This window comes from Skermania sp. ID1734 (genome assembly GCF_007489285.1).
Lineage (GTDB): Bacteria > Actinomycetota > Actinomycetes > Mycobacteriales > Mycobacteriaceae > ID1734.
This window is the reverse complement of sequence record NZ_VLIY01000001.1, coordinates 180,129-199,206: the sequence shown is the minus strand read 5'-3', so window position 1 is coordinate 199,206 and position 19,078 is coordinate 180,129. Positions and strand designations below refer to the sequence as shown.

The window sequence follows — 19,078 nt, the reverse complement described above, 5'->3', positions numbered from 1 at the left end:
CGCGCTCAACCAATCACACCACCCCAGCCACGAAACCGACCAGCGGAGGCAATCAGCCAGCCTTCTTACCGGCCGTATGCGGTTGTGGCTGCGGGCGAAGGGTCTCCAACTGGACGCAGGCCTGTTTCCCCGTCGCACCGTGGGATTCGCCGGGACTGCCGCCGAGGTCGATGGGGGAGCGCTGCATACAGCACCTCGCACCAACGAGCCGCGGAACGGCGCGGACGGTGTTGTGCGCGTTTCGTGATGACGACCCAAGTCGCTGCCCGACATGCCACCGCAACCAGCCCTGCCCAGCCCACTAGACCCATCTGACCGAGGGAACCCGCCATGCAACTCCTAGCCCGCGCCGCCACCGACCGTGAGCACAACGCCCGCATCGAACAGTTCGAGGCAGCGGTGGACGCCGACACCCGACTTACCCCGGAACAATCCGGAGTTCTCTGGCAGGCCGGACTGGGGGTGCTTGATACCGGCAGTTTCCCCGACTTTGACGAATTGGAGGCAATGACCGGCTACGACCGACAGCAGTTATGGCGGCTGGTGGACGAGTTGATCGCTGCGGGATGGGTTTTGCCGCTGCCCACAGAAGACCGCGTGGAGTACCGCGTGGTGCGTCCCTAGACCAAAAAACGATGGCCGGCTGCGCCACATGCACCCGGCCACCCACAACCCTGGAAAGGTACCCAGATGGTATCCGAAACCGGCACGGCCGGAAAGTCAGACGCGCCCCACACCAGGATCGACAACCGACTACTGGAACAACTCAAACGGGTCGGAAACAAGGAGGCAGAGCAGGCGGAGCTCCGCCTCAGCCATGGCGCGTTCCGGCTGTTCGTAGTGCTCTCTCGCCACATCGACAACGAAACGCGGCAGTGCTTTCCGTCGTGGGACACCCTCCGCCGGGGGATGGGCCTCAAATCCGACACTTCCATCGGCACCTACCTCGATGAGCTGATCGAAGCGGGGTTGTTGGTGAAGCAGCAGAGGTGGGAGACCGCCGAAGGCAAGCGGCACGGCCTCGACGTGTCCGACGTCGAAACCAGCCAGCACCGAATCCGGTACCAAAACCTGTACACCGTCCACAGGTACGCGGCAGTCAATGGAGGTACCCCCGATGTTGCGGGTACGGGTACCCCCGATATCGCGGGGACGGGTACCCCGCCGGATGGGGGTGTAACTAGACCCACCGAACTTGACCCACAAGAACCAAACCCAGATTCCGAACTTCATTCGGCTGCTCCGCCGCGGCCTCGCCCTTCGGCCGATGATGCGACGAAGACGCCGAAGCTCAAGATTCCCGACGACCTCGACACCAACGACGAGTCCCGTGTGTACGAGTTCCTGTACCGGGTTCTCGGGGTCCTCGACTACGACGAGGACGCAATGTACGACAACTTTATTTTCGGTGATGACGGTGAGATCAGCCGCGCCGGGATTCATCGCTTCTACAACGCCGTGATGAAAATGCGGAGGGGTGAACCCCTCAACACCGCTAGGAAGCCCCGTTCCTCCAAGCGTGCGAAACAGTCGGGCACGGCGCAAGTCCAGGCGATCCTCGACTCCGAGCGCCACTACGTGTATACGCGCACCTTCAAGGCGTTGCAGCCAACCGAGCCTACGGTTTCATTAGACGAAATGATCGTGCTCGTCGACGAGTTCCGCAACGCGCTCCGCGCCGAGTCGCCGGAATGGGTCGCCACGCACGCCGCCACGTTCCGCACTCTGATAACGCAGCGTTTTGGCCAGGCACACCTCGGAAAATGGAGGTTCGGAGAAGGGGACAACAGCCAGTCGCTCACCGAACACTTCCTCGAAGTGCTGGATGACCTGAGCAAGTCGACCGAGGTAGCCGCGGCGTGAGCGACCAGCGCACCCGCATCAAGTTCGATGTCCGCGCTCACCCCGAGGTTCGTCGCACCGGGGCAGGTGTTCTGATCATCGTGCGCGACGCCCGGATTGTGCTTACCGACGCCGCCGCGGTGAAGCTGGCCAACGCCCTCATCGACGCAATCGAAGCAGGCACCGATGCGTGAACGCACCTGCCGGGATTGCGAACCGGCGCTGATCCCGCTGCCGGCACCACATCCCGGTCCGCGCTGCGGCGAACACCACCACCAGCGGCAGATGGCCATCTCGGCCCAGAAACACGCGAATCATGTTCTCCGCGTATACAACCTCGCCCCAGCCGACTTTGTCGCTCTATGGCGCATACAGGGCGGCTCTTGCGCAATCTGCCGCCGCGCCAACGGAACTACCCGCCGGCTCTCGGTCGACCACTGCCACCGAACCGGGCAGGTGCGCGGCCTGTTGTGCAGGCCATGCAATTCCGCGCTTGCGCAATGGGTGCGCGAAAACCGACCAGCAGCAATCCTGTACGTGACCAACCCGCCGGCACGGCGGCTACACCACAACCCGCACGCGAAACCGCTTGCGGCATAACAGATAGGACGATCAATGAACAGCAACAAGATGAGCGAATGGTTCGAGGCCGAGCAGGCCAGGCTCCAAGCCGAGGAACAGGCCGCCGAGCAACAACGTGCCCAGCGGGCGGAAGCCGTCGCCGAAATCAACGCCCTCCGCGAACGCCGGCAGGCGGGGAGCGTCCTCGGTCGCCGTGCCGAGGCCCAACGCATCGCCGCCGAAGCCGCGAACGACAGGGAGCGCATCAACGGGTTGACCGTCGATCAATTGCGTGAGCTCCGCCGGATCGACCATGCACCCAACGCCGAGGCGATCGCAGCCGTCAGCGCCGCCCGGAACCAGCACGCTGCCGAACACCACGCGGCGATGGAGGCCAGCGGGCCATACTCGTCTTGGTGGCGGGCAGGGGTTGCCGAGTCCGCCCGCCGCGACGCCGAGCGGAAGAAGCGCCTGGACCAGAAGAACGCGATGCGCCTGGGGAGGATCAAGCCCGACGCCGCGGCGTGACGCACACGCCGCTCCCCGAGTCGGCCTCGAACGCATGAACCCCCGAACACGTCACCCCCAACCCGGAGTGAGGGCTGCAAGAAACTCATCGCCTTCCTCGCCCGGAAACGTAGTAACTACGCGAAAAGCTAAGCTGCGCAAATGGATTGGTAGCCGAGCCTCGGAACGTAGGTTATGGTTGCGCGGTACCGTCGCCTACTGAGGGAGCGAAATGCACGCCGCAGCAAACGAATCCACCCACATCACCCAGATCCTTGACGCCAATGAAGACGGCGGCCCAGCCGTGTGGGAGCTCCTCACCACCGGTGGCGGAGCAGTGCTCGCCCACCTGGACGACGAGGGGAACGTCGTTGTTGAGGTCGAGACCGTCGCCCGAAGCGGCGGCGAGGTGATCACCGCGTCGGCGGACGACCTACGCGCACTCCTCGACGCGGTGACCGCGCACGATTTGGAAGCGTTGGTTCGGCTTTGCGCGGCGACGCGCCTACTACGCCCGCCAGTTGAAGATCACCGTCTCTGGGTCCAACGCTTTCCGGCCTCGCGGAGCTGGCATCAACCGGACCTGCGCCAACGCGTCGATAACCGCGCGCTGTACCGCTAGTCCCGCCGACTCGAACGCCTCAGCGGGTGACTCTGCGCCCAGCACCACCACAGCCACCGATCCCGCTGTCAACGCCAGGCGCTCACTCTGAAGCGCCGCAATTGCAGCCTCAGCCCGGTCACGAATCCCGCGATAAAGGTCTGCCTCGATCAACTCGTCTTCATAGTCGGCGCGGGCGCGCGCTATTCGGTCGCGGTGCTTCTGCTCGTGCTGGCGCAACTCTTCGACGCGGCCATCGGCCTGTCCCGGTAGGTGTTCCGGGAAATCTTGCTTCGAAAGCCGCCCGTGAACCATTCGCAGCACCAGGCCGTCGATCTGGTCACGGGCACGCATGACATGCCCAGCACACCGATAGCGGGTGTTGTGCGACCGAACCCGCTCATCGCAGACGTCGCAGACGAAGAGCCCGGACCCAAGGTGTTTCCGTTCTGTCCCGACGCGGTTCGACTTTCGCGTGGGATCGTCCAACCTCCGCTGCACCTCCAGCCACAGGGCGTCGTCCACAAGGGGTTCCCACTGTCCGCGCACAGGCTCTCCCGAACCGTCGCGGACGATCTTGCCCGAAAGCATCGACCACCCCGCATAGCGCGGGTTCCGTAGCAAACTGTGCACCGATGTTGCATTCCACGGCCGTCCCGAGCGGGTCGGCAGGACCGGAACCGACTTTGGCACGTCTTGCTGCTGCATAGGGACACCGCCGACCGTACGCAGAACTGGCTCGACACCCGACAAAGCGGACGCGATCGCCTTCAGCGACGAACCAGACGTAAACGCCGCGTACACCGCGCGTACCGCCTCGGCTTCCTCGGCGATTACCTCGCCGTCGAGCGTGTACCCGGTCGCGCGAATACCTCGGGGTGGTCGGCCCATCGCCGCCCGCTGTTGCTGCGCCCGAGACTGCCGCGCGCCCTTACGCTCGCCCTCGGCCCGCGCCACCGCCGCCTTGATCCGGGCATACATCCGCCCGCCATCGGTGCCCAGATCGGCCTCGCCATTCGCAGTCACCAACCGCAGCCCGCGCTCCTCGGCGTAGTCAATCCAATCCTCGAGTTGGCGCGGTTGGCGGGTCAATCGGTCCAGGTCCCAGCAAACAAGAGCATCGAACCGGCCGGAGAGATAGTCGGCCGTCATCCGCTCGTACGCGGGCCGCGCGGTCGTTTTCGAGAACGCGCTGACACTGTTGTCGACGTATGTTTCGGTGATGGTCCAACCGCGTTCGCGGACGATGCGCTCGCAGTCCTCGCGTTGCCGCTCGACAGCCAGTCCTTCACCGGTTTGGTCGAGGCTGACGCGCAGATAGATTGCAGAACGAACGGCCGTCGGGTGTTTTGTTCGCTGGGCAGGCACAACGTTAATTTACTACGCGATACGGTGGAGTTCCGGTTCAACGTGAGCAAGTAGCGCCCAGCGCGGTAGCGCCGTTCGCGGGTTTGCGGATACCGTTTCGGGCAAGCAGCCGAGGAGAGCCATGGGGTCAGAGAATGCAGCCGGCCCACCGGTCGACCCCCAACGCCGGGAGGCCGACCTGTCGCACCGCGAGGCCCAACTGAAGCGACGGGAGTACGACGCCGACGAGCGTGATCGCGTCGCCGACGAGCGTGATCGAATCGCGGACGAGCGGGAGCGGGTCGCAGACTCCCGCGAGCAGCGCGCGGATGAACGAGAGGGTACGGCTGCGGCGCGCGAACGCGAGCGCCTGCGCCGCGAAGCCGACCGAGTAGAGCGCGCGGCCGCCGGAGAACGCCGTGAGGAAGCAGACGTTGCCCGTGAGGTTGCCGCGACAGAACGAAGCATCGATGAGGTCGACGAGTGAGGCGAATCGAGCTCCATTCGACGTGAGCCCCTACCGCGCAATGGGATTGCGCGGATAGAAGCTGTTGCACGCCGTCAGCGTGCCTTTGAAGCCCTTGTTGAACGCAGCTTGCCGCTCTGCGGCGGTGCCGTGATCGCGGCCAGGGCCTTCTTGGGAGCCAACGAATTTCAGCAATGCACCGATATTGCTGACGTCACCGACCTCCAAGCTGCCCTGTCGCCGTAAAAAATTCGTGAATGCACCGGCGAAACAGTCGGCCTGATTCTCGTGGGTCACGCTCTCGCCGAAGGAGGTCGGTTCGGGAACGCCGGCCACGTCCTGGGCGAAATGACCGAACTCATGAGCAAGCCCGACCACCGGACTCACTGCGCCGAACTCGTGATAGAACTGCCAAATCTGGTCTTGGCCGACGTAGATGGCGCTGTCGAGCGGGCAGTAGAAGTAGGCGGTCGAATCGGCGCTCTGCCTACCGATTTCGTCGGCGCACGGCGCAGTGACGTGCTTACCAGTCGGGACGAACGTCACTGCGGGCGGCCGGACCGGCTGGTTCGGCGTGATGGCGCTGAGGTAGTGCTCGACCATGTCCGCAGCCACGCGGGCGAATTCGCGCATTTCTTTTCGGTCGTAGCAGTTGTCGAGGACGTTGTTCGGGCACGGTTTGAAAGCGGGCTTACTGTGCGCGGTCGCCGCGGTCACGGACGAGGCCAGCGCCAATGTGATGAGCGTGGCCAGTAGATGCAAGATTCGCGAGAGTCTCATGCTGATTTGGATGTAATCCACTGGCAACCGGTTCCTTACAACCACAAGCCGCGCGCGAAGTTGCTACTTGGCAATAGTCTCTATCGCGCGACCGATCATCATCGTGCCGATGACGACGAGTAGCACGATCATGACCGTGTTGTCGTTGGCAACCAGCCACACATTCAGCCGTTCCAGATGTCGGGCCGCCTTCGCGCCGCCGATCACGTACGCGAGCACCGGAACGATCGTGGTGATCGTAGCCACGACCACGAAAATTGCACCGGCACCAATGGATTGGCCTACGGACAAGTCGACTTCGGCAATGCTGAGCCCGGCGATAACCGCGAGTGAGGAGGTCTCCAGATCGGGCACGGCGAAGAGGAATCCGAGCAGCACCGACCGTGGGATCGAGATGTCCGTCAGGTGTCGCAGGATGGGGTTCGGTTCGGGCGGCGTGCCGGATTCCGGACGGGTGAACCACTTCCGCACCGCCCAGGCAAGCAGCAGGCATCCGAAGCCGATGCGCAGTCCGATCGCAACGCCCGACGGGTGCTCGTGGCGTTCCATGATGGCTTCGTTGGACCCGAGCGCCACCACCACGATGGCGACGATCCCCGAGACGCACACCAACCGGGTGAGGAGATACAGCAAGCCTTTCACGCTGGCGTGCTCGGAAACGAGAATGAGCACGACCACGATGATCGGCAGCGGACTGATGGCGACCGCGATCGCCAACGGCAAGATTTTCCCGATCGCTTCACCCATCTGGCGTACCCACCTTCTGTGTTCGGACCTGAACCTCCGGGTCGGTGTGCGCGCCGCTCGGCCGACCGTCTAGCAGGAACAACGCGAGCACGATCGCCACGACCGGCACGATCGCCATCACGACCGCAGTGAAGTGAATCGCCGTCACCATGCTGTGGGTAGCGCCCTGCACCACCGCGCGGGCACGGTCTGGATCGAGAACGTTCGGTCCGCCGGGACTCGGCGGTGTGCCGCCGTGCGCCACGCGCAACGCATCACGAGCCTGGTCGACGGAGATTCCGGCTCGCGAAAGCTTGGCTTCGCCGTTGTGCAGGAAGACCGTCGTCCCCACGAGCGCGAACAGCGCTGGCCCGAGCGAGTACGCCGCTTGACCCACTCCTGATTTGACTGCCGAAACGGCGCCGCCGAGGCCCTCTGGAGCCGAAGCCATCATGATCGTCGACTGCGGCGTCTGCACGATGGCGCCCCCGATCGCGTTGAGTGCCACCGCGGTAAACAACACCGGCACCGGAGATGTCTCGGTCAGCGCGACCATCAGGATCAGCCCAGCGAGTAGTACCGCAAGCCCGCTGACCAGGACCGAACGCTCGCCGAATCGTGTCGCCGCTGGCCCCGCTGCCGTTCCCGCGACGGCCTGCAGCAGTGTTGCGGGAATCAGCAGGAACCCGAGCAGCGCGGGCGAACCGTGCTGAATGGTCACGATGTAGAACGCGAAGAGGATCGTGGATCCGCCGGTCAGGAAGTTGAAGGTAGCTCCGGCCAGGACGGCCGCATTGAACGGCGCCGAGCGGAAGATTCGCAGGTCCAGGGCGGGGTTAGCCGTGTGTAATTCGCGCAGACAGAACCCGAGGATCCCAAGCAGACCGACCACGATCGGCCCCGCCGAGGAAACCAGCGAACCGGACTCGAGCCTGGAAATACCGAAAACAACACCGAGTAGTCCGATCGCGATCAGGCCCATACCAGGGGTGTCGAGGCTGCGGTGTGCGCGCTCCGATTCGGGCACATACCGCCAGGTGATGAGCAACGTCATAACGGCAACCGCCGGCCCGACCAGGAAGCCGGTGCGCCAACCGAAATGCTCCACCAGCAAGCTGCCGATTGCAGGCTGTGGCGCGGTAGCGGCAAATGCGGTGCCCAGATAGACGGCGATGGTGCGTGGTCGCGCCTTCGGCGGGAACGCGTCGTTGACGATCGCCAGCGACAATCCGAGCAGCAGCGCGAATCCGACACCGACACCGGCTCGGGCGACGAACAACACTGCCGCGTTGGGCGCCGCTGCGGCGAGCACATCGAACGCGATCGCGGCGAACAGACCGATGATGAACAGCCGTCGCTTTCCGTGAATGTCACCGAGCGCGCCGGCGCCGAGAACCGCGGCGGCCAGGGCCAGCGTCGCCAGACTTGCCAGGAAACTCGCGCCCGCTCCGGATAGCCCGACGCCTTCGCGCACCGCAGAAATATTCGCGGAAAGAATCGTCGGGTCACCCGACGTGATGCTGTTGCCGAGTCCCATCGCGACCACAGTCATGATCGCGGCTCGACCGGATACCTCGTTGCTGACGTCGCTGGACGCGGCGGAAGTCATGGCGCCTTTACTCGTCCCATCACCGGTTGGAGTTCAAGATCGCAACAAGATCGCGAGGTCAGTATGCGCCTGGACCTGCCGTCGCGGAACTCATAGGACTAATTCGCCACAGGTGAATTCGATCCACCCGGTTTGGGCCCATACGTCCGATCAATACACGCTGGCCGGTCGGTATCTGCTCTGCATCGAGCTGCGAGCGGCGTGATCAATCTGTTACCCTCCTGAAGGCTCGTTTTGCCGATCAAGTTTTCGCTGTTTGGGACAGTCAAACCAGGAACGAAGGACATCGATGTCGGTACACCGCATCCGAACTCTGAGCGCCTTGTTGGTTGCCATGTTGGCCGCCGTTTCGGCGGCGTTCATCACTGGCTCGAGCGTCGCGCAGGCCGACACCGCGTTGGTGTACGTGCACTCCAACGCAATGAACAAGAACATTCCGGTCGAGGTACTTAAGGCGGCTGGGGGCGGACCTGCCCCGACGCTGTACCTGCTGGATGGCTTGCGGGCCCCGGACGACAACAACGGCTGGCTCATCAACACCGATGTCGTGAGCTTCTTCGCGGGCAAGCACGTCAACGTCGCTATCCCGTTCGGTGGCGGCGGCACGTTCTACTCGGACTGGATCTCCGACGACCCCAAGCTCGGTCACGTGCGCTGGGAGACGTTCCTCACCGACGAGCTGCCCGCCTACATGAAGGCCAACTTCGGCAGTGACGGCGTCAACAACGCCATCGCGGGTCTGTCCATGAGCGGCACGTCGGCGCTGAACCTCGCCGAGCACCGTCCCGACCTGTACAAGGCTGTCGCCTCCTTCAGCGGTTACCCGACCGCGAGCGAGCCGGGCTTCGCCCAGGGCATCCAGGTCGCCGTCATGCAGATGGGCGGCAACCCGATGAACATGTGGGGCTTCTGGCCGAACCCCGTGTGGTGGCACAACGACCCGTTGCTGAACGTCGGCGCGCTGCGCGGCAAGTCGGTGTACATCTCCGCGGGTGAGGGTGCGCCGTCGAGCGACCCGACCGTCAACCCGGCCAGCGCCAGCTTCAACGCGGTGAAGTTCACCCAGATGGTTCCCCTGGAGACCGCCGCGGGCCTGAGCACCTCGACGTTCCTGCCGGCCGTGCAGGCTGCCGGCGCCAAGGTGCAGGTGCACATCACGCCGCAGGGCATCCACTGGTGGAACTACTGGCAGGACCGCCTGCACGAGGCCTGGTTCGGCACCCTCGGCCCGGCCCTCGGGGCGTAACCTCCTCGTACAGTTCGCAAACGGCGCGTCGGATTCCGGCGCGCCGTTTGCCGTTGGCGGTCGGTTGCTGTTGGCCGTCGGCTGCTGTCGCGCGCGGATTTGCGGTAGCGCGCGGGCTTCTTGCCGCGCGGCAGCGCAAGGTCCCGCGCGGCGAACCGGGACCGGGGAGGAACTCAGTAACTGCCGACCGGTGCGCGCAAGGCGTCGAGCGTGCGCGCATAGAGCTGACGCTTGATCTTGCCCAGCACCTCGCCCCGGGTGTGCGCGACGGACTCGGCGTGCGCCACCGCCCGGCTCAACAGCTCATCGGCGGGAGCCACGTCCTCGACGATGCCGAGTTCCAGGGCCGCTTGTCCGCCGTAGCGGCGGCCGGTGAGCAGCGCCTCGTGCGCCGCCCGCACTGGCAGCCGCGCAGCAGCGAGCTCGAGCACCCCGGGGGTGTAGTGCACGCCGATATTGATGCCAGGCAGGCAAAAGAAGCCGCGGTCGGATCGCATGATCTTGTGGTCGTGCGCCAACGCCAGGAACGCGCCCGCCCCGAACGTGTGCCCCTGCAGGGCGGCGACCGTCGGCACCGGTAGAGCCAGCAATCGGGCGAACAACACCTGGACCTCGTCGAGGTAGGCATTCACCTGGTCCGGGTTGGCCGCACACCAGTCGAGGTCGGCGCCGGTCGAGTAGAACTTGCCTGCAGCGGTCGTGACCAGCGCGCTGGGGCCGCTTCGCGCCTCGAGATCGTCGAGGTGGCTGTGAATGCTGGCCAGCCAGTCGGGGTGGAAGCGGTTCTCCGATGTCTGCTCACCCTCCTCGCCGAGGTAGAGGATCGAGACATTGCCCTGCTGGTGCACGTACGGCATTCGCCGAACGCTACACCATCTCCGCAGGTGAACGAGCCCTCAGCAACTTCACACCGTTCACTCACCGTTGGCCAAGCTCGGGTGGGCAGGATCGAATCAAGAAGATAACGAAACGAGGAGGTCGACAATGATGATTCTGCTCGCGATCTCGATGATGACGCTGCTGGTGATGGCCGTTTCCGGTGCGGTAGCCACGCGTGCGCCGTCATCTCTGGTGAGCGTCCCGGTCACGCATTTCCCGACGCGTCGCGGACGGACCGGCTACGGCAGGTAACTGCGGCCCGTGACACAGTGATCGGGTGAGCCCGGTCGACTTCCTGCTACTGGTGGTCGCCGGATTCGTCACCGGCATCGTCGGTTTCGTCACCGGACTCGCCTCGCTCGTGTCCTATCCCGCGCTGTTGGCTGCAGGGTTGCCGCCGGTCACCGCAAACGTCACGAATACCGTCGCCCTGGTGGCGGTCGGGGTCGGCGCCACCGCTAACTCGACCCGGGAGCTCGCCGGGCGGGGTCCGAGGTTGGCGTGGTGGGCAGCAATTGCCGCGCTGGGCGGCGTGGTCGGTGCATTGATCTTGCTTGTCGCGTCGGCGAAGACGTTCGAGTTGGTCGTGCCGGTGCTGGTTGCCGGCGCGTCGATCGCGTTGCTCGCCCAGCCCACCCTGCGAAAGCGTGTTTCCGGTACGGGGTCTTCCCGGTTGCTGCCGGTCGCGATTTTTCTCGTCGCCGTTTATGGCGGGTACTTCGGTGCCGGAGCCGGGGTGGTGTTCGTGGCCACTATTCTGCTGTGTACCGGCGAGACGATCTGGCAGGCAACGATTCTCAAGAGCTTCCTGCTTGGTATCGCCAATCTCGTTGCCGCGGTGTACTTTGCGATCTTCGCGCACGTGCACTGGTTGGCCGCGCTCGCTCTCGCGCTCGGTGCCTTGGTGGGCGGCTGGTGTGGACCGCCGGTCGTCCGGATGGTGCCGCCGACCGTCCTGCGCATCGTCGTGGGCATCGGCGGTCTGGGACTGGCCGCCTGGCTTGCGATTGCCTGACTTGTCCGCCTCGGACGGCCGATAGCGTTACAGTGCGGTCATGCCCGGCGCTGTCATAGGAGCCACGCAACGGACGCTGCGGCGGGCGGGCGATGGCGCCGGCGAGTGGGTCCGGCGGTCGAGCTACCTGCGCAAGTGGCTCGTTCTGGGCGTGACCATTGGTGTCATTGCCGGTCTCGGCGCCGTCGTGTTCTATCTGAGCCTCAGCGAGGCGACCGCGCTTCTTCTCGACAAACTGGGTGGCTACCTGCCGCCGAACGCCTACGGCGACGGGGGATCGACGGGAGATGCCGGGTTCACCCGGTGGTGGGCCATCCCGTTGGTTGTCGGCGGGGGCGGGTTGTTGGCTGGCCTCATCGTGTTCACTCTCGCGCCAGAAGCGGAGGGGCACGGAACCGACGCGGCTATCGAAGCCGTGAACACCAATCCTCGCATGATCAGAATGCGCGCGGTCCTTGTCAAACTTGTCGCCTCGGCGATCACCATCGGGTCCGGCGGGTCGGCCGGGCGAGAAGGCCCGACCGCGCAGATTTCGGCGGGATTCGGCTCGCTGCTCACCCGGTGGCTCGACCTGCCCTTGCGGGATGGCCGCATCGCGGTGGCCGTGGGCATCGGATCGGGGATCGGAGCGATCTTCGGGGCGCCGCTCGGCGGTGCATTGTTGTGCGGCGCAATCGTTTACAAGGACGACTTCGAGTTCTCGGCGATCATCCCAGGTGTTTTCACCGCGATTGTCAGCTACGGCGTCTACGGTTCGATTCTCGGTTTCCAACCGTTATTCGGTTATGTGGCAACAGATTACCGCTTCACCGACCCCGTCCAGCTGGTGTGGTTCGCGGTGATCGGCATCCTGGGCGGGTTCATCGGCTGGCTCTACGCCAAGACGTTCTACTTCACCGTCGGCCTGACACATCGGTTACCCGGTAGTCGAATCATCAAGCCGGCCATCGGTGGTCTGCTGGTCGGCGTGCTGGCGTTGGCGGTTCCACAAATCTTGGGCAGCGGCTACGGCTGGGTGCAGCACGCGCTGAACCGCGCGACACTGCTGGATCTGCCGTTGTGGCTGGTGCTGGTCTTACCGGTCGCGAAGATTGTGGCCACGTCGCTCACGGTGGGGTCCGGTGGTTCGGGCGGGATCTTCGGGCCCGGCATGGTCATTGGGGCCTTCACCGGTGCGGCCGTGTGGCGCCTGCTCGAACCGATCGCGCCGGCGGTTCCGCACAGCCCGGCACCGTTCGTTGTGGTCGGCATGATGTCCTGCTTCGGCAGCATTGCGCGAGTGCCCCTCGCCGTCATGCTCATGGTTGCCGAAATGACAGGCAGCATCACGTTGCTCGCGCCGGCGATGGTCGCGGTCGGTCTGTCGTACATGATTGTGCGCGCATCCGGGGAAACCATTTACCGGTCGCAGTTGGAGAATCGTGATGTCGCGATGGCCAACCGGCTCAACCGTGCGATGCCGCTGCTTCAGGGTGTGGCAGTGGCCGATGCGATGGTGCCGCCGAGACTGGTGCTGGCTGCGGACCTGCCGTTGACCGAAGCGATGCACCGCCTCGAGTCGGAATCGGTGCCCGGCGCGCCCGTCGTGGATGCCGATGGTCGATTCGTCGGCACAGTTGCGCGGATTGGACGATCTGATCCCGACGGGCACTACTGCGTGTTGGATTTTGTCGACCGGGCGGCGGTCACCGTGCCACCCGACGCCAGCGTCGACCTCGCCATCGAAGCCCTTGTGCCCGAGCGACATTGGTTGCCCGTCGTCGACGCGCAACGGCACGTTCGGGGCGTCATCGGTTTGCGCGAAGTGGTCGCCGCCTATCGCAGGGCGGTGCAACAGGAGATCGGGCGATTCGCGACGGTGGCGGCCGACGTCGAGATCGCTGACGTCGTCGTGGCGGCCGAGTCGCCGCTTGTCGGTTCGGCTCTCGGTGACGGTCAGTTGCCAGACGGCGTAATTGTGGCGGGTGTGCTGCGGGAGGACACCTCGCTGCCACCGTCGGCGGCGACCACCCTAGCGGCCGACGATGTGCTCACTCTGCTCGGTCGTCGGGCGGAACTCGACGCCGTCGCGGCGCTGCTCACGGCGCCGTAACAAATCTCTCAGGCCACTGCCGGACGCCACTGCGGCGGCATGAAGTCGTTGTCGCGCATGAAGTGTGTCATCCGGCGCAGATAGTCGGGCTGACTGACGTGCAGGATGTGATTGCCCGGGAACCAGTGCAGCGCACACCGATCCCAGTGCAGCCAGAGCTTCTCCGACTGCTGTGGGGGAGCCAGCCGATCTCCGAGACCGGTGATGATCAACCGGCGTTCCTTGGCGACGAGCGGCGCGTAGTTCAGCGGCGAGTGGTATGCGACGCCCGCGCGGTATTCGTCTGCGCTCACCCCGGCGGTTCGGATGCCGTGGTCGAGCAACACCGAAGCCGGGAACCAACTTTCGATCAGGTCCGCGACGTCGACCACGGGGACGTTGGGCATGACCACCCGAAGGCGGTCCTCGACGGCGGCCAGCAGCGCGGTGGTGTAGCCGCCCAGTGAGATACCGGTCAGCCCGACGTCAGTGACTCCCTCGGCTTGGAGGTAGTCGAGGAACACCCGGAAGTCGTGCACGGCTTGTCCCATGGCTTCGCCGAATCCGGACAGTCCGTGCGAGAAGTAGCCGTAACCGCTGAACGGAGACAGCCGGTGCGCCCGTGCGCCGTGGAAGGGCAGGGTGTAGAGCAGCACGTCGAACCCGGACTTGTAGAACCACGGCAGCTGAAAGAACATGCTGTTCAACAGATATGGCGACGCCAGGAAGCCGTGGATGACGCACAGCGTCGGGCGTGGGCCGTCCGGGTGCCGCCAGTACTGAGCGCAAGCGACATTGTTGCGGGTCATCGACTTCCACTGCCGACGCAGCCGCGGATTGATCGGCTGGAACGGGCTCTCGAAACTCAGCGTGTGGACCGGACCGTGGGTCATCGCCCGGGCGACCAGGTTCGCGGGCCGCGACCGGATCTTCGGCTGCGCGGTCGGCCGTGGAAACGACAGCTCCGGGTTCTGCTCGCGCGCGAGCTCGGCGTAAAACGCGAGGTCGGCGCGTTCACGTCGGGCGGTCCGCGGATTCAGGGCGTGTGGAGCGATCGCGCCGGCGATCAGCGAAGCTGCTCCGGTGCGCAGCCCCACATCGGCCAGCGCGGACGAACTGACGATCGCCCGGTCACGCAGGGACAGTTCGCGAAGGGACGGAAGGCCGTTGGCGGTCGCGTCATGGCCGGAAACGTTGGGTACGACGGTCGGGATGGGATCCGCGTCGGTTTCGCTGCCGGTCCGCTTCTCGCCGTTGAGATCTGCAGACGTCATCCACGCACATTAGCAAGCAGCTAACAGACCCGGCGGGTACCGAACCGAAATGGATTTAGCAGAATGGGGTAACAGCGCACAGAGAACATCCACTCTGCCGAGGTGAAAAGTGACAGGATCGGTGAACATGACCGATGAGCAGACAGTTCCGACTGCCGCGCGCCCCGTGGACGACCCCACAGGTCAGCGGCGATGACTGAGAGTGTGCAATCGTCGGCCGGAGAGATCGTCAGCCTGAAGCGAATGGTCGTCGGCTCGGTAATCCATGAGGCCATCGAGCGCTGGATCACCGATCGGGAAAATGCGGGTCGCACTATCGACCTGTACGACCACGAGGCGGTCAAGGAACTCGCCCGGTTCGTCCGCGACAAGTTGCTCTCCGACGGTCCCGAGATCCAGGAGCCCCAGGGCTGAGCTGCCGTCGGCAATCGCTGCGGGTCATTTTCCGCCGCGCACGACGGGCTCCCGGCGTATTGTTGACCCGCCCGTAACGCGGCGTAACGCCAACCCGTGTGACCAGCACCGACAGTAAGGACCGGCAGCCCAGAATGACCGATTCCGAAGTTCGGGAGGCCGCGGCGCCGGCCGCGCCCATCACCTGGATCAGCTACGAAGAGTTCGGCGCGGAATTCTTCCGGCGGGCCGTCACGATCGACCGGATCTCCAACGCTGTCAACGGCATTGCGGGGCGCGGTATCAAGATCGGGCCGATCCAAATCGGTCTGTTGGCGGGCTTCCGGGCGGACGGTGACATCGGACAGCCCAAGGTTCGTCAACACGAGGGCGACCAGGTGGCGTTCGACGTGGAAGTTCCTGCCGCACTGGTGGTGACGATCAATGCCCTCGGCCAGGAGGTGCGCATCGAGGTCGGTGTTGAGATCGATCTCGAAATGCACGCTCGGGCCGCCGATCCACTGCTGATCGTCATCGACATCCCGTCCATTACCGACGACGATGTCCGACTGGTGATCAAGGCGGAGGCGCTCGGCGCGGCCTGGCAGCGAATCCTCGCGCCGATGGGGGAGAGCATTCGACGGGAGGTGGCGACCCGGATCAACGCCATGCTGCGCGATCCCGGGTCGGTCAACGGGCGCGTGTTCGATATCGCCCAGCGCATCAATGACACCCCACCGGTAACCCGCACCAGCGCGGACTTCACCTGGATCGACTATGGCGAGTTCGGTCGCCGGTTCTTCCGGGAGGCGGTGACTCGTGAGCGTATTCAGAACGCGGTCGCGGACATGGACGGCCGGGAAATCTCCTTCGGACCGCTGAAGACGGGTCCGAAGGAGATGGTCACCGTGCGCGCAGACGGCGCCATGCGGTTGCCGAAGGTGAGCGACCGGCCCGGCGGCGAGTACGTCAGTTTCGATCTGCTGATCCCCATCGGCTTGGACATGGTCATCTCGGCTCCGCGCGACAACCATTACGAAGCCCGCATCGACATTCCGCTTGTCCTCAACGCGCGGGCCGCGGCGCCGCTGTCCATCGTCATCGATGTGGTGCCAGTGCAGGCCGACGACATCTCGATCGACTTGACGGCCAAGGGTTTCGGCGCCCACGTACTCGGCGCGGTCGGAGGCGTGAAGAAACAACTGCGTGAACAGGTCGCGGCGACCGTTCGCGACGAAACGGCCGACCCGAGCGGTCGGATCGTCGACGTGGCTGAGCGCGTCGACAACGCCTAACGGCGTCCGTGCGTGATTTTCCCCCGCGGAGGGTGAAGATTCACGCACGGCTTCTTTGTTACTGAAGGGGCAAGAGCTTCAGAAGTTTCTGGCGAAGCTGAAGTGATTGTGGTGAAATATGTAAACGATCAACGCTATCGGCGCGCTGATTGTTAATGGGGAAGGCGCGCCGACAGCTCCCACCAACTCGCAAGACGAGGGCGTAATGCAGGTTTCCCGGCGCAATCTGTTTCGGTACGCGGCAGTAGGCTCCGCGGTGGTCGGTTTCGGCGCACTCGGCAACATGGCACGGGCGCGCGCAGACGACCTCGGCACACTCATCGACTATGCGGCCGGCGTGCCATCTGCCCAGGCCATCAAGGATGCCGGCTACGCCGGCGCCATCCGCTACGTGTCGGATCGTCGGAAGGGAGCCGAGTGGATGCTCGGCAAACCGTTGGAGGCCGACGAGGTGCAGTCGCTGCGCGCTATTGGCCTGAAGATCGTGTCCTGCTACCAATACGGCAAGGGCCCGACGGCGGACTGGCGCGGCGGACTCGAGGCGGGCAAGCAGCACGCCGCGCGGGGCCTGGAACTGCACAAGGCCGCCGGTGGGCCCACCGACAAGCCGATCTACGCCTCGATCGATGACAACCCGACCGACGACGAGTTCGACTCCATGATCGCGCCCTATTTACAGGGCTGGGAGTCGGTGGTCGGCAAGCAGAACACCGGGGTATACGCGAACTCGCCGACCATCGACCGGGCAATCAAGGCCGGGCTCGGATCATGGTTCTGGCAACACAATTGGGGCACGCCGGCCGGCTATGTGCATCCGGCAGCGCACCTGCACCAGTTCGAAATAGATCAGCATTCGGTCGACGGCATCGGCGTCGACCTCAACACGATCCTGAAGCCCGACTACGGGCAGTGGTGATCGTTCGGCTGACCGACCATCGCAGAAAGGGAACAGCTCACCGTGGACATGCTCGTGAATCTCTTTTACGCCGTCGCAGGCTGGGCCTACCAGGCGTTCAACACGAGCGCGAACAGTTGATCGTTGCGCGCAGCCCTCACGTCTGTACGTGGTAGACGGAACCGCTTTCCATGTCTTCACTGTCCTGCACCACGTAGAGACGCGGGCGCGGTTCGGGCAGCGCCCGGTTGCCTTTCCAGCTGAGCAGCGACCACTGGGAGAGTCCCGAAAACGCCGATCCCAGACTGGCGAACGATGCCGAGGACAGCGCCGACCCGAACGATCCCACGGAACCCACCGACAGCACTGAGCCGACGCTGCCAATGGAGAGCACCGAATAGGCCGAGCCGATCGACAGAATCGAGCCTTCCGACCCGATCGACAGGATCGAGTTTCGTGACCGCAACGATCGCTTTTGTGATGTGCCGACCATTGTGACGGTCTACCACATCGGCTGAGTCAACGGAATGCGCGCGCCGAGATCACCTCAGGGGACGGTGACCATGCCGATCGTGGGCAGGAAACTGCAGGTCCGTTCCTGTCCGGCGGCGCCCGTGGTCAGCGAACCCGACACCACGGCTAACACCCGACCCGAGCCGGTGTCCGCAATGGCCGACAGCGTCGACGGTCCGTTGGGGTGGTTGATGTTTGCCGCATCGGTCAGGTTTTGCGTGGCGGTCTTGCGGTTGTCCAGGTTGAGCCAGGTGACCGTCATCGGTTGCGGCTGGACGGCGCTGGGCACCTTGGTGCCGAGAGCGGTGAAGACGAAGCCGACCTGACCGGCTGCCGGTCCGGGCGGGGGCAGCTTGGCCGGTCCAGGTACTGCTAGTGCGGTGCCGACCGAGTCTGCGGTGTCCGAAATGCACTGCCTACCGATGGTGGGGTAGAGGAACTGCGAGATGGCCGGGCCATTCTTCGGAATGTTCGGGCCACCGCCGCCGCTGCCATCGAGGAAGGTGATGACGGCGCCGAGGGTGTTCTTGATCTCGGGCGGCAGATTCGACGAATCGAGCAGTTGTTTGGCCTGGGCGAGGATCGCCGTCTGCGGTGCAGACCCTTGGTCGACGTCGGCCGGACCAGCGGCGGCACCGATGATCGCTGGTGCGAGCGACGCGATGGCATCGATCGGGACGCCCTTGGGAATCGGCGGGATCGCGGGGGCGGCGGCAGGCGCCGGATCGGCGACGGCGACCGGACCGGCGAGCAGCATCCCCGCTGCAACAGCAACCGCCACAAGCGATTTGCGCCCCATGTGCGTTCTTCCCAGACCTCGCACGTTCCTCATCCTTACTCGCGTGATCCTTCTCGTGTGACCCACCGAGTGCGCGATCGTCGCCTGCTCGGACTTGCTGCCAGATACGCCGACCCACTCTAGGGAAAGCGTCACTGGCGTGTACAGCCGGACCGCCAAGGTGACTGTAGCGTGTGACCGATGTGACTAATGAGAATATTGATGCAACTGTTATGCCGCTTCCCGTAACGCCCAGCTTCGCACTCCACAAGAGCGCGTC

22 protein-coding genes and 1 pseudogene are annotated in these 19,078 nt (G+C 64.6%); 14 read left to right on the top strand and 9 right to left on the bottom strand.

Translation table 11 applies throughout. The features are described 5' to 3' along the window. Window positions 1–52: 52 nt before the first annotated feature. Window positions 53–187, bottom strand: coding sequence for a hypothetical protein (locus FOS14_RS25075; protein WP_255449952.1), 135 nt, complete (start codon window positions 185–187; stop codon window positions 53–55). 143 nt (window positions 188–330) lie between these two features. Between FOS14_RS25075 and FOS14_RS00800 the strand changes: the two genes are divergently transcribed. The 5 genes from FOS14_RS00800 (at window position 331) to FOS14_RS00785 (ending at window position 2,931) form a co-directional block, all read left to right on the top strand. Continuing rightward, a complete protein-coding gene (locus tag FOS14_RS00800) occupies window positions 331–624 on the top strand; it encodes a hypothetical protein (RefSeq protein WP_143768355.1) in 294 nt (97 codons plus the stop codon). 66 nt (window positions 625–690) lie between these two features. Beyond that, window positions 691–1,863, top strand: coding sequence for a helix-turn-helix domain-containing protein (locus FOS14_RS00795; RefSeq protein WP_143768354.1), 1,173 nt, complete (start codon window positions 691–693; stop codon window positions 1,861–1,863). Next, window positions 1,860–2,036, top strand: coding sequence for a hypothetical protein (locus tag FOS14_RS24560; protein ID WP_185981551.1), 177 nt, complete (start codon window positions 1,860–1,862; stop codon window positions 2,034–2,036). Before FOS14_RS00795 ends, FOS14_RS24560 begins: the two co-directional genes overlap by 4 nt. Further along, window positions 2,029–2,442 carry an endonuclease VII domain-containing protein gene (locus FOS14_RS00790; RefSeq protein ID WP_143768353.1) on the top strand — a complete coding sequence of 138 codons (414 nt, stop codon included), beginning with the start codon at window positions 2,029–2,031 and terminating at the stop codon, window positions 2,440–2,442. Before FOS14_RS24560 ends, FOS14_RS00790 begins: the two co-directional genes overlap by 8 nt. 15 nt (window positions 2,443–2,457) lie before the next feature. Then, on the top strand, window positions 2,458–2,931 hold the full coding sequence (locus tag FOS14_RS00785; protein ID WP_143768352.1) for a hypothetical protein: 474 nt from the start codon (window positions 2,458–2,460) through the stop codon (window positions 2,929–2,931). Between the two features lie 487 nt (window positions 2,932–3,418). Here FOS14_RS00785 and FOS14_RS00780 read toward each other — a convergent pair whose 3' ends face one another. Then, entirely contained in the window at window positions 3,419–4,879 is a 1,461-nt protein-coding gene (locus FOS14_RS00780; RefSeq protein ID WP_143768351.1) for a recombinase family protein, read from the bottom strand. A gap of 121 nt (window positions 4,880–5,000) precedes the next feature. Between FOS14_RS00780 and FOS14_RS00775 the strand changes: the two genes are divergently transcribed. After that, window positions 5,001–5,345, top strand: a complete 345-nt coding sequence (locus FOS14_RS00775) for a hypothetical protein (RefSeq protein WP_143768350.1) — start codon at window positions 5,001–5,003, stop codon at window positions 5,343–5,345. 30 nt (window positions 5,346–5,375) lie between these two features. On the opposite strand, the gene FOS14_RS00770 is transcribed toward FOS14_RS00775, so the two are convergent. The 3 genes from FOS14_RS00770 to FOS14_RS00760 form a co-directional block, all read right to left on the bottom strand. Next, complete coding sequence (locus FOS14_RS00770) at window positions 5,376–6,104, bottom strand: neutral zinc metallopeptidase (protein WP_143768349.1); 729 nt, start codon at window positions 6,102–6,104, stop codon at window positions 5,376–5,378. Between the two features lie 63 nt (window positions 6,105–6,167). Then, window positions 6,168–6,851 (bottom strand): GAP family protein, encoded by a 684-nt coding sequence (locus tag FOS14_RS00765; RefSeq protein WP_143768348.1) that lies wholly within the window; start codon window positions 6,849–6,851, stop codon window positions 6,168–6,170. Then, window positions 6,844–8,439: an MFS transporter gene (locus FOS14_RS00760; RefSeq protein ID WP_255449950.1), complete on the bottom strand. Its 1,596-nt coding sequence runs from the start codon at window positions 8,437–8,439 to the stop codon at window positions 6,844–6,846. Before FOS14_RS00760 ends, FOS14_RS00765 begins: the two co-directional genes overlap by 8 nt. Before the next feature lie 289 nt (window positions 8,440–8,728). On the opposite strand from FOS14_RS00760, the gene FOS14_RS00755 reads away from it, so the two are divergent. Next, window positions 8,729–9,685: an alpha/beta hydrolase family protein gene (locus FOS14_RS00755; protein ID WP_143768347.1), complete on the top strand. Its 957-nt coding sequence runs from the start codon at window positions 8,729–8,731 to the stop codon at window positions 9,683–9,685. Between the two features lie 173 nt (window positions 9,686–9,858). Here FOS14_RS00755 and FOS14_RS00750 read toward each other — a convergent pair whose 3' ends face one another. Beyond that, entirely contained in the window at window positions 9,859–10,542 is a 684-nt protein-coding gene (locus tag FOS14_RS00750) for an enoyl-CoA hydratase/isomerase family protein (RefSeq protein ID WP_143768346.1), read from the bottom strand. Window positions 10,543–10,669: 127 nt separating this feature from the next. On the opposite strand from FOS14_RS00750, the gene FOS14_RS24555 reads away from it, so the two are divergent. The 4 genes and pseudogenes from FOS14_RS24555 (at window position 10,670) to FOS14_RS25070 (ending at window position 13,671) form a co-directional block, all read left to right on the top strand. Continuing rightward, the gene (locus tag FOS14_RS24555; protein WP_185981573.1) at window positions 10,670–10,816 is read left to right on the top strand and encodes a hypothetical protein; all 147 of its coding nucleotides are present in this window, start codon (window positions 10,670–10,672) and stop codon (window positions 10,814–10,816) included. A 25-nt stretch (window positions 10,817–10,841) separates the two neighbouring features. Continuing rightward, window positions 10,842–11,579 carry a sulfite exporter TauE/SafE family protein gene (locus FOS14_RS00745; RefSeq protein WP_143768345.1) on the top strand — a complete coding sequence of 246 codons (738 nt, stop codon included), beginning with the start codon at window positions 10,842–10,844 and terminating at the stop codon, window positions 11,577–11,579. 40 nt (window positions 11,580–11,619) lie between these two features. Next, window positions 11,620–13,002: pseudogene (locus FOS14_RS00740) on the top strand (chloride channel protein); the annotation flags it as partial. 9 nt (window positions 13,003–13,011) lie between these two features. Beyond that, window positions 13,012–13,671: a TrkA C-terminal domain-containing protein gene (locus FOS14_RS25070; protein WP_370512144.1), complete on the top strand. Its 660-nt coding sequence runs from the start codon at window positions 13,012–13,014 to the stop codon at window positions 13,669–13,671. A gap of 8 nt (window positions 13,672–13,679) precedes the next feature. Here FOS14_RS25070 and FOS14_RS00735 read toward each other — a convergent pair whose 3' ends face one another. Next, entirely contained in the window at window positions 13,680–14,924 is a 1,245-nt protein-coding gene (locus tag FOS14_RS00735; protein WP_143768343.1) for a S9 family peptidase, read from the bottom strand. 192 nt (window positions 14,925–15,116) lie between these two features. Here FOS14_RS00735 and FOS14_RS00730 point away from each other — a divergent pair, with 192 nt between their 5' ends. The 3 genes from FOS14_RS00730 (at window position 15,117) to FOS14_RS00720 (ending at window position 17,528) form a co-directional block, all read left to right on the top strand. Then, on the top strand, window positions 15,117–15,338 hold the full coding sequence (locus tag FOS14_RS00730; RefSeq protein WP_143768342.1) for a hypothetical protein: 222 nt from the start codon (window positions 15,117–15,119) through the stop codon (window positions 15,336–15,338). 134 nt (window positions 15,339–15,472) lie between these two features. After that, window positions 15,473–16,612: a hypothetical protein gene (locus tag FOS14_RS00725; protein ID WP_143768341.1), complete on the top strand. Its 1,140-nt coding sequence runs from the start codon at window positions 15,473–15,475 to the stop codon at window positions 16,610–16,612. Between the two features lie 205 nt (window positions 16,613–16,817). Continuing rightward, complete coding sequence (locus tag FOS14_RS00720; protein WP_143768340.1) at window positions 16,818–17,528, top strand: DUF1906 domain-containing protein; 711 nt, start codon at window positions 16,818–16,820, stop codon at window positions 17,526–17,528. 136 nt (window positions 17,529–17,664) lie between these two features. Here the strand turns inward: FOS14_RS00720 and FOS14_RS00715 are convergent, their stop codons facing one another. Both FOS14_RS00715 and FOS14_RS00710 read right to left on the bottom strand, forming a co-directional pair. Further along, on the bottom strand, window positions 17,665–18,000 hold the full coding sequence (locus FOS14_RS00715) for a hypothetical protein (protein WP_143768339.1): 336 nt from the start codon (window positions 17,998–18,000) through the stop codon (window positions 17,665–17,667). A 54-nt stretch (window positions 18,001–18,054) separates the two neighbouring features. Next, on the bottom strand, window positions 18,055–18,819 hold the full coding sequence (locus FOS14_RS00710) for a hypothetical protein (protein WP_143768338.1): 765 nt from the start codon (window positions 18,817–18,819) through the stop codon (window positions 18,055–18,057). Between the last annotated feature and the right edge of the window lie 259 nt (window positions 18,820–19,078).

Excerpts from the sequence above, each read along its gene's own strand:
- FOS14_RS25075 (WP_255449952.1), bottom strand. The coding sequence starts at position 187 with ATGCAGCGCTCCCCCATCGACCTCGGCGGCAGTCCCGGCGAATCCCAC.
- FOS14_RS00800 (WP_143768355.1), top strand. The coding sequence starts at position 331 with ATGCAACTCCTAGCCCGCGCCGCCACCGACCGTGAGCACAACGCCCGC.
- FOS14_RS00795 (WP_143768354.1), top strand. The coding sequence starts at position 691 with ATGGTATCCGAAACCGGCACGGCCGGAAAGTCAGACGCGCCCCACACC.
- FOS14_RS00790 (WP_143768353.1), top strand. The coding sequence starts at position 2,029 with ATGCGTGAACGCACCTGCCGGGATTGCGAACCGGCGCTGATCCCGCTG.
- FOS14_RS00785 (WP_143768352.1), top strand. The coding sequence starts at position 2,458 with ATGAACAGCAACAAGATGAGCGAATGGTTCGAGGCCGAGCAGGCCAGG.
- FOS14_RS00775 (WP_143768350.1), top strand. The coding sequence starts at position 5,001 with ATGGGGTCAGAGAATGCAGCCGGCCCACCGGTCGACCCCCAACGCCGG.
- FOS14_RS00770 (WP_143768349.1), bottom strand. The coding sequence starts at position 6,104 with ATGAGACTCTCGCGAATCTTGCATCTACTGGCCACGCTCATCACATTG.
- FOS14_RS00765 (WP_143768348.1), bottom strand. The coding sequence starts at position 6,851 with ATGGGTGAAGCGATCGGGAAAATCTTGCCGTTGGCGATCGCGGTCGCC.
- FOS14_RS00760 (WP_255449950.1), bottom strand. The coding sequence starts at position 8,439 with ATGACTTCCGCCGCGTCCAGCGACGTCAGCAACGAGGTATCCGGTCGA.
- FOS14_RS00755 (WP_143768347.1), top strand. The coding sequence starts at position 8,729 with ATGTCGGTACACCGCATCCGAACTCTGAGCGCCTTGTTGGTTGCCATG.
- FOS14_RS00750 (WP_143768346.1), bottom strand. The coding sequence starts at position 10,542 with ATGCCGTACGTGCACCAGCAGGGCAATGTCTCGATCCTCTACCTCGGC.
- FOS14_RS24555 (WP_185981573.1), top strand. The coding sequence starts at position 10,670 with ATGATGATTCTGCTCGCGATCTCGATGATGACGCTGCTGGTGATGGCC.
- FOS14_RS25070 (WP_370512144.1), top strand. The coding sequence starts at position 13,012 with ATGGCCAACCGGCTCAACCGTGCGATGCCGCTGCTTCAGGGTGTGGCA.
- FOS14_RS00735 (WP_143768343.1), bottom strand. The coding sequence starts at position 14,924 with ATGACGTCTGCAGATCTCAACGGCGAGAAGCGGACCGGCAGCGAAACC.
- FOS14_RS00730 (WP_143768342.1), top strand. The coding sequence starts at position 15,117 with ATGACTGAGAGTGTGCAATCGTCGGCCGGAGAGATCGTCAGCCTGAAG.
- FOS14_RS00725 (WP_143768341.1), top strand. The coding sequence starts at position 15,473 with ATGACCGATTCCGAAGTTCGGGAGGCCGCGGCGCCGGCCGCGCCCATC.
- FOS14_RS00720 (WP_143768340.1), top strand. The coding sequence starts at position 16,818 with ATGCAGGTTTCCCGGCGCAATCTGTTTCGGTACGCGGCAGTAGGCTCC.
- FOS14_RS00715 (WP_143768339.1), bottom strand. The coding sequence starts at position 18,000 with ATGGTCGGCACATCACAAAAGCGATCGTTGCGGTCACGAAACTCGATC.
- FOS14_RS00710 (WP_143768338.1), bottom strand. The coding sequence starts at position 18,819 with ATGGGGCGCAAATCGCTTGTGGCGGTTGCTGTTGCAGCGGGGATGCTG.